General features: G+C 30.6%; 11 protein-coding genes. All 11 read right to left on the reverse strand.

Annotated elements, in window-relative coordinates; all coding sequences use genetic code 11:
- Positions 1-77: 77 nt before the first annotated feature.
- Positions 78-1,115, reverse strand: coding sequence for a CsxC family protein (locus BUA21_RS11120; RefSeq protein WP_132996289.1), 1,038 nt, complete (start codon positions 1,113-1,115; stop codon positions 78-80).
- Between the two features lie 156 nt (positions 1,116-1,271).
- Entirely contained in the window at positions 1,272-1,550 is a 279-nt protein-coding gene (locus BUA21_RS11125; protein WP_072744908.1) for a hypothetical protein, read from the reverse strand.
- Positions 1,551-1,601: 51 nt separating this feature from the next.
- Positions 1,602-1,769 (reverse strand): hypothetical protein, encoded by a 168-nt coding sequence (locus BUA21_RS14755; RefSeq protein WP_159429108.1) that lies wholly within the window; start codon positions 1,767-1,769, stop codon positions 1,602-1,604.
- Between the two features lie 61 nt (positions 1,770-1,830).
- Positions 1,831-2,331 (reverse strand): N-acetyltransferase, encoded by a 501-nt coding sequence (locus BUA21_RS11130; protein ID WP_072744909.1) that lies wholly within the window; start codon positions 2,329-2,331, stop codon positions 1,831-1,833.
- Positions 2,332-2,684: 353 nt separating this feature from the next.
- Positions 2,685-3,044 carry a hypothetical protein gene (locus BUA21_RS11135; protein WP_072744910.1) on the reverse strand — a complete coding sequence of 120 codons (360 nt, stop codon included), beginning with the start codon at positions 3,042-3,044 and terminating at the stop codon, positions 2,685-2,687.
- Positions 3,045-3,126: 82 nt separating this feature from the next.
- Positions 3,127-3,999 (reverse strand): AraC family transcriptional regulator, encoded by an 873-nt coding sequence (locus BUA21_RS11140; RefSeq protein ID WP_072744911.1) that lies wholly within the window; start codon positions 3,997-3,999, stop codon positions 3,127-3,129.
- Positions 4,000-4,094: 95 nt separating this feature from the next.
- Positions 4,095-4,565: a GNAT family N-acetyltransferase gene (locus BUA21_RS11145; RefSeq protein WP_072744912.1), complete on the reverse strand. Its 471-nt coding sequence runs from the start codon at positions 4,563-4,565 to the stop codon at positions 4,095-4,097.
- 271 nt (positions 4,566-4,836) lie between these two features.
- On the reverse strand, positions 4,837-5,247 hold the full coding sequence (locus BUA21_RS11150; RefSeq protein WP_072744913.1) for a GNAT family N-acetyltransferase: 411 nt from the start codon (positions 5,245-5,247) through the stop codon (positions 4,837-4,839).
- An 88-nt stretch (positions 5,248-5,335) separates the two neighbouring features.
- Complete coding sequence (locus BUA21_RS14760; RefSeq protein ID WP_234973711.1) at positions 5,336-5,503, reverse strand: hypothetical protein; 168 nt, start codon at positions 5,501-5,503, stop codon at positions 5,336-5,338.
- A 312-nt stretch (positions 5,504-5,815) separates the two neighbouring features.
- Positions 5,816-6,730 carry an aminoglycoside phosphotransferase family protein gene (locus BUA21_RS11155; RefSeq protein ID WP_072744914.1) on the reverse strand — a complete coding sequence of 305 codons (915 nt, stop codon included), beginning with the start codon at positions 6,728-6,730 and terminating at the stop codon, positions 5,816-5,818.
- Positions 6,731-7,382: 652 nt separating this feature from the next.
- The coding region (locus tag BUA21_RS11160; protein ID WP_072744915.1) for an NUDIX domain-containing protein at positions 7,383-7,778 on the reverse strand (396 nt) is incomplete at its 5' end.

Here is a 7,778-nt window from a genome sequence, read left to right on the forward strand (position 1 = left end):
TCCTCCTAACAGATTATTATTTGGATGTCAAAACATCTATGTCCTTTTCCCTAGTACATGGTATTCAACTTGTCTAATTATGTGATTATATTTTTTATATTTATTTTTGTTAAATCATTTATAATTGGTGGAATTACCACATTTATGTTTTGAATTATTTCTAATTTAATCTCTATTACCATTTTTTCTTCTATTTGTATAAAGAATTTTTCTTTATATGGAAACTCAATATTTAGTTGAGGAAAATTATTAATGAGTTCATCAAATTCAACTATTCTACTAGAAAGTAGTTTACAGAAAGGACATTCATTAAAGAATTCTTCACTCACTTGATTAAATTCAGAAAAATCCCCTAACAACGATTTATCTTTTTCAGCAAAAGCTTTTTTTGAAAATATCTCTTCCTTTAAATATTGAAATTCTTGTTTAGTATTTTGAAGTGGTTTTAAAGGTTCTATAAAGAAGTTAACAGATGTACTGCATTCAAAAGGAGTATCCACAGTACAATGATGAATATCTACACTTACTCCATCAAGACTAGAACAATTTATAGTAGAATAATCAATATTTTGGCGTACAAATCCTTTTATAAACAGAATATTGGTAGGTTGTAAAAGTATACATTGAGTTACTTTTAAACTTTTTTTAATGTCTTTTACTTCAAAGACTAGCTCAGGTAAGTTGATTACTGAACTAATATGGAATGGAACAGTTAATTGAGCTAAGACTACAGGTATTTTAGCTATAACACCAGTTTTGATTCCAGTTGGTGTTTCTGAATAATTTGGACAAATATCTAAGTTTCTACTATTAACATTAACACAAGGGGAAGGCTCTACTAGATCATCACCACATCTATTATCAAAACATTGCATATTAATACTACTCTCATCTTTACTATCATTAGATGAAATTATTTCATTAGCTTCGTCAATATTAAAACTGTCTGAGGATTCTATATCAACAGTTTCTTCATTCACTACATTTGAGTCAACATCAATAGAGTTTGTATTTTCAGTATGAACAATGGTTGCATTGTTGTCCATATCATTACAATTCATATCAGTAAAAAATTGAACATAGCTAATATTTATGAAATCAATTGGCTCTGCCAAGATTTCTCCTCCTTTCCAAAAAGTTTGTAAATTATAACATTGTCTACTATATGTTATTCTCCTTATTTAATTAGGTGAAAAGCAATAAATGCATGAAGATAAAAACTTTGGTATAATAAAAGAACTCTTATATAAGAGTTCTTTTATTATTATTTACTATACTATTCTTCTTTGAAGTCTTCTAATATCTACTTCATGTTTTCCTATTAGTTCTTTTAATATCTCATTTTCCTCAATAATAGTGTCAAGTTTAGTATTAGTCTCTTGTCTAAATTCTGTTAAATCAGCTGTCTGTTCAGTAATAGCTTTTAATTCCTTTTTAATCTCTCTCTGGCCTTCCTCTAAGCTTATTTGGCCTTTCTCTAAGCTTCTTTGGCCTTCTTTTAGGCTTTTTAACTCCTCTAATACTATCTTTTGAAATTCTTCGTTGGTCATTGGAACACCCCCAATTCCATCTTTCACTTATATTTAATATTATATCATATTTTATAATACGTCATCTATAACCAGATAATTATACCCTTCGGTTGTTTGTAATACATTTTTTTGAGCAAACAATGAATTAAAAAATCCCAATTGAAGTCCACCGTTCCAATTAAGCTGTTTGATTATTTCATTTGACCACATTGGAATTTTAATTTCCTTTTCTTCCATACAATTTACATTATTGCCTAAACTTTGGGGTGCATAAACTAGTAGATATTTTTATTTATTTTCAAGTAATACTTTTGGTCCACTTTACTTTATTTAAATCTAAATACATATACTCACGATTGGTTTTCATTTCTTGGAATCCAAAAGAAGAATAAAAGGTTTTTAAGTGTTTGACTAAAATTCCTCTTTCACATATATCCATATTTTCTTTAGAATCAAATTCAATATCATCAGTAATTGGATCTGGAAAAAGTCCAATATACCTTATATTATCTTCAACATAAGCAGAAATGTTTTTTATAAATTCATCTAAAACTATTTTACCTACTCCATTGCCCCTGTATTTAGGATAAATATAAAACCTATCTAAATGGTAAATATTTTTCCCTTGGGTTTTATAACAAGATGTTTCCTTAATTAAGCTTCTAGATATATCAAAAGTTTCTTCATTATAATAGTGTAGTAGTGAAATTAATTCATGCCTCTGTTTGTCTTTACTTAATGCTGATAGATTAAAAAAATGCCCTGTTAATTCTCCTATTGTCACTTCCTTGTCATTCATCAATTCACAAATATTTAAATAAAGTTCCTTAGTATAAGGATAATAATCATGAGATAACTTAGGATCTTTCTTTAAATAAATAATAAAGTCATAGTTAATGTCATGTGTTTCTTCACTGTCAATTACAATAATCCCAATCCTCCTAATTTCTTATTTGCAATATCTTATAAATATATTATAAACCTTATTTTAAAAAAATCAAAAATCCTTTCCCCAGTTTTGCAGAAAATAATTGATCAGAAAACACTATGTCCTTGTAATTGTAATATTTACATGAAAGAATTTATCTACTCATAGTGCAATATTATAGAAAATCAAGTACAGGTAAAATTAAACAAAAAGCTGTAAAAAGATTATTGTACTTCTTGCTGGAACTCGTGAAAATTTTTAGGATTTACTTGGCAGCATAAAGCATAAAGTCCAGCAGTATATGGCACCGCCCAGCTCATACCTCCTGAATAATAAAACACATATTTATCATCTCCAGTAGGGCTAGCTACACATCTAGAATCCATAGGTACCAATATATCTTCTTTAATCATCCTATACTCAGTATTCCTCCAAAAATACCCTTTGATATAGGAATTTAAATCATTTGAATCCCCCAGAGGATCCCGTCCAGTCCCCATTAAGCTATTTCCCATAGCAATAGTATATATTCCCTCATTAGAAGCCCTGTTTATAGCTTCTTGAACCAAATCCCCATTTTTCATTTCTGGACCATCTATTCCTAATGAAATTGAAATTACACGTATCTTTTTATCTACAGGTAATGTTTTATTAATTTCTATTATCCTATTCTACATGATTTTTTTCTTTAACAGGAATCCAAATCTCACTATAGTAGTTTTCATCCTGATTACCCTGTGGATAATCAGCTATATTGGTATACATTTCAACATTATAACCTGCTGCAATTTCATAATCCTTGCAATTAGGCAGCCATTCTGAGAAAATTTTTTTATTCACATCTTGCAAAGATTTTGGCATTGCACCCTTACAAGCAAAAATAGCCCATATATGTTTAGGTATAACCTTTGTAACAAAACCATCAGGTATTTCCAAAGATGGATTATAATCATCTGCAATTAAGTACTCGAATTCATCTGAATCCATCGCGCTCTCAGCTATACATATTCCGTACATTCCACATACAAACTTACCCTTTCCTGTTTGATAATGATCTGTCCAAAACTGTGGAATTTTCATAGTTGCATCGTCATACTTAAACATCCTTGATACACCCATAATAGTGAATGAATCTTTTTCAACAATTTTGTAATCCATAATATAGCCACCTTCCAATGAGAATTTTATTTTTAGTGGGGCAAATGATTTAACCATTGCTCCATCTTTTCGGACTGCAGTAGGTGTAACACCATGAAATCGGGTGAAAGCCTTTGTGAAACTATCTGCTGAGGTGTAGCCATATTTCACTGCAATATCCATAATCTTTTTATCAGTAGAAATAAGTTCACTACCAGCAAGTGTAAGCCTACGTTGTTTAATATACTCTCCAACTGTAAAACCACAAAGCATTGCAAAACCTTTTTGGAAATAAAATGGAGATATAAATGCTTTTTCTGCAATATCCTCTATTGAGATTTCTTCTGTAATATTATCTTCAATATAATCAATAGCCCTGCCAATTCCTTCAACCCATCCCATATTCATCACCCCTATCTGCAAATATATCTTATCTCTTATCAAGTGATTGTTCCCGACTTTTTGTGTTATGTTTTGTCTTTTTAGAAGTATACTTCTTATAATTTTTTTGTCATATATACCATTCCAGGATTATACCCAAGTTTTTGATTTAATGCTATCATACTATTATTCTTATAATGCACTGTTGTTTCTATTGTTTTTATTCCTTCAAGCCGACACCATTCCTCCAATAATTTTTTTAGTTTTGTAGCTACCCCCTGGCCCCTATAATCCTCTGTTACATATAAAGATAAAATCATAACACTATCTTGAGATTTCTCTTGTTTGCAAGCCCATATAAATCCCTGTATATGGCCTAGTTCATCTTCTGCAACAACAAGTAACAAATCTTCATTTCTTGTATTTTGAATTTTTAGTACTGTTTCTTCTATTTCTGCTGTTGTAACTGTATAATCTGGTATCCATAGTTTTGGTGTGAGATTATGCCATTTTGCAATCTGCATTAAAAGCAATTCTGATTTCTTGTCGATATTGCTACTATCAAGCTCAATTTTTCTATAATTCATTATTAATTCCTCCAAATTTAGTTCCCCTCACCTTTTCTACAAAAACAATCAGATATTCGAAGAATTTCCTTATACGGCAAAGAATGTACCCAAGGATCAGATCGTTCCACCGGAAGTTATGGGAGATTACTATCCCTGCAGTAAATATGTCAATCCTTTCTTTTTTAATTCATGTTGTTATGATTTCAAAGATAAATGCTCTTGCTGGCGCCTAGAATGTTTACTCGGTTATTATAAGATTATGACGTATAAAGATTGCAAATCACTTTTTTTATAATCTCTTCAAAAAGAAGTGCTCTGAAAAACCATCAACTTTATTATCATAAGACCCAACTTCTTCATATCCTATCGAACGATAGAAGTCCCTGCCCTGCCAATTAAAGGTATCTAATCTAATCATATTTGCCCCCATTAATTTTGCACGTTTTTCGATTTCATTCATTAACAATGTGCCAATTTTATTTTTCCTATAATCTTCATCAACAAATACAGTAGAAACATATAATATTCTAAATCCAGTCATACATGCATCCGCTCCAGCAATTAATTTATCACCATCTTTTACACCAATTTTTATACTACCTGAAATTTCATATATTGTATACTTTTTATCATATTCATCAAGACGATTTTCAATATCCTCTACCTGTGTATCATTAAGTTCAATAATCTTATAATTCATAAATTCAATCCTCCTAAAAGTATATTTAATATCCACATCATATTTTTCTACTTTTCTGCCACAAATAATAAATGTTTTTCAATCTGTCTTATGTTGTCAAAAATTCCACTTGAGTTACTTTTGTTGATAGTCTTGTCCCTTCTTCAAATATGTCATACAAAGCTGAGACTCTATCAGATTCATTCCCTATTTTTAATAAATCTTTTATTTTCATATACTTCACCCCTATTTTTAAAATAATCATTAAAATAGCCATTGCACTCATTTTTTGTTTTCTTCCAGTAGCCTAGACATTCTGCATATTCTCCTTTTAGGTGATTTTATTTACTTCGTATTTATATCTATATAAAGTCTTTAAACTAGACCAGAGTGCATCTACCTACAAAAGCTTTTTAAATATATATTCTAGCAATATAAGCAAATCAATATAAAGAATTCTTTTTCCCTTACTAACTACTTCTGTTGAATATAATACAAAAGATGTGCATTATATTTCTTCTTTCTGCCTGGTTCTCTGCATACTTCAAATACATGGTCACAATTTGATTAATAACCCAGTGAAAATCCTTTAATTATCAGCATACATTTCCCTTTTCTTTAAATAATCTTTCTCATTAATATACCATGTTGGTATTGAATTATTCATATTATTAAGCCATTTTAATATTTCCTTTGCTTGGTTCAGCATTGTATCAATCTCTCCTTGTCCAAAAGGAATTGCCCACGGAAGAGAAGAAAGTGTATTACTTGAAATATATAGTGCCAACAATCTCCAAAACTCCATCGGCACATTATAAGAAAAGTAGCCATTAACCATACCTGTTGCAAACATTGGTGCTTTTTGTGCACACCAAACTATACGATTGAACTCTTCCCATGGGTCCCCATAGTCATAACGGTCAAAATCTATGATTATTAGTTTATCATTGGTGTCTATCATCATATTACCTATATGATAATCTCCGTGCTGATAGCATTGCGGACGATTATGGAGTAAATAGCGATTTTCATTTATGTAATTGATAAATAATTGCCCACCTTCATACTTGATTGGACATTCAGAATACATTTGTATTTTTCTTTCAATTTTGCGATTAAAACAGATCTCCCAATTTTCCTGTTGTTTCGGTGCAGGAATAGTATGAATTTTTTTTAGAATATTGCCCGCATTAAGACCATAGGCATATTGTTTAGAAACAGATAAATCTGATATAACATCTTCTGCATCATTGCCATCAATCCAACTTTGTAACGAATAAACACCCTCATCACAAACTCCGAATCCTATTGGTTGACACATTGGAATATGAAGAGACAATACTTCCTTCATCATTTCAAACCCTTCCTTTTTTCTATCGAATTGTTCTATTGGTGAAATCCTAAGCAGATACTTCGTGCCATCTTTGAATGTAACACAATATTTTTTATCGCCCGACCAACCTTTCGAAATCGGAACTGATTTTATAAAGTTTAATTTATCCAATTCTCAACCTCCTATTTTTTACTTAAGCCCTCTTTACAGTCAAGGTGACATTTAACCTTTCTCCACAACCCTAAGACGTAATCTAATCTATCCACTCAACCCCACTTCATTTTTTGGTTCTTTTTCTATCCCTTGATATATTCCCTCAAACGCAAAAACACACTTTAGGTCGAGTAGCCAAGATGGATGTAATCCAACAGACCCAGTAAAATCAAAGCTTACACTCTTGACATCAATACTACCGTCTCAACATGGGTTGTATGAGGAAATAATATTATTATATAGAAGTAAGAATTTTTACACAACTGTAAACACTCCAATCCTTATCGCTAAAAAGTACACCCACCCGATAAAAAACTGCACACCCGCGTGCATAATTTATCGTAAGAGTGTGCAGTGGTTTACATTGTATCAAAATTGTAGCTTTTTATGTATAATGACTTGAATTTTAATACAATTTAGCAATATTCGATTAACGCTAAAAAGTTTGATTATCGCTAAATTGTGCATCTACCTACAAAGGCTTTTTTAATATATATTCTAGTTTATAGATGGCATATGATTAAACCAATATAAAGATTTTTTCTTACTAACTACTCTAATTGTATATAATATAAATGATGTTCAGTTAGTCATCTCATCAAATTAGAATTTACCTAATTATATCTAAATATTCACTCATTCTTTCTTTATGACTTTGCATATACTTGTCTGATTCAATAAACTTAAAGAATTCTTCTTTTGTCAACCACAAATAAGATATTGTTTCACCTTCTTGAAGCGTAATTGAATCTTTATTACAATTAGTTTCACATATATAGCCATAATATATAGTATCCTTGCTCATACATCTGTATATCTGCTCTAATTTTGGTGCTTCAATACCTGTTTCTTCCCTGAGTTCCCTGATTGCAGTATCATAAGGTCTCTCGCCTACCACTGCACTACCACCCGCACTTGCTACATACAAACCTGGAAAATTTGGCTTTATTAAATCTCTTTGCATAAGTAAAAACATACCATCTTCATGCCTAACTATTATTTCACT

The sequence above is a fragment of the Sporanaerobacter acetigenes DSM 13106 genome, assembly GCF_900130025.1.
GTDB lineage: Bacteria > Bacillota > Clostridia > Tissierellales > Sporanaerobacteraceae > Sporanaerobacter > Sporanaerobacter acetigenes.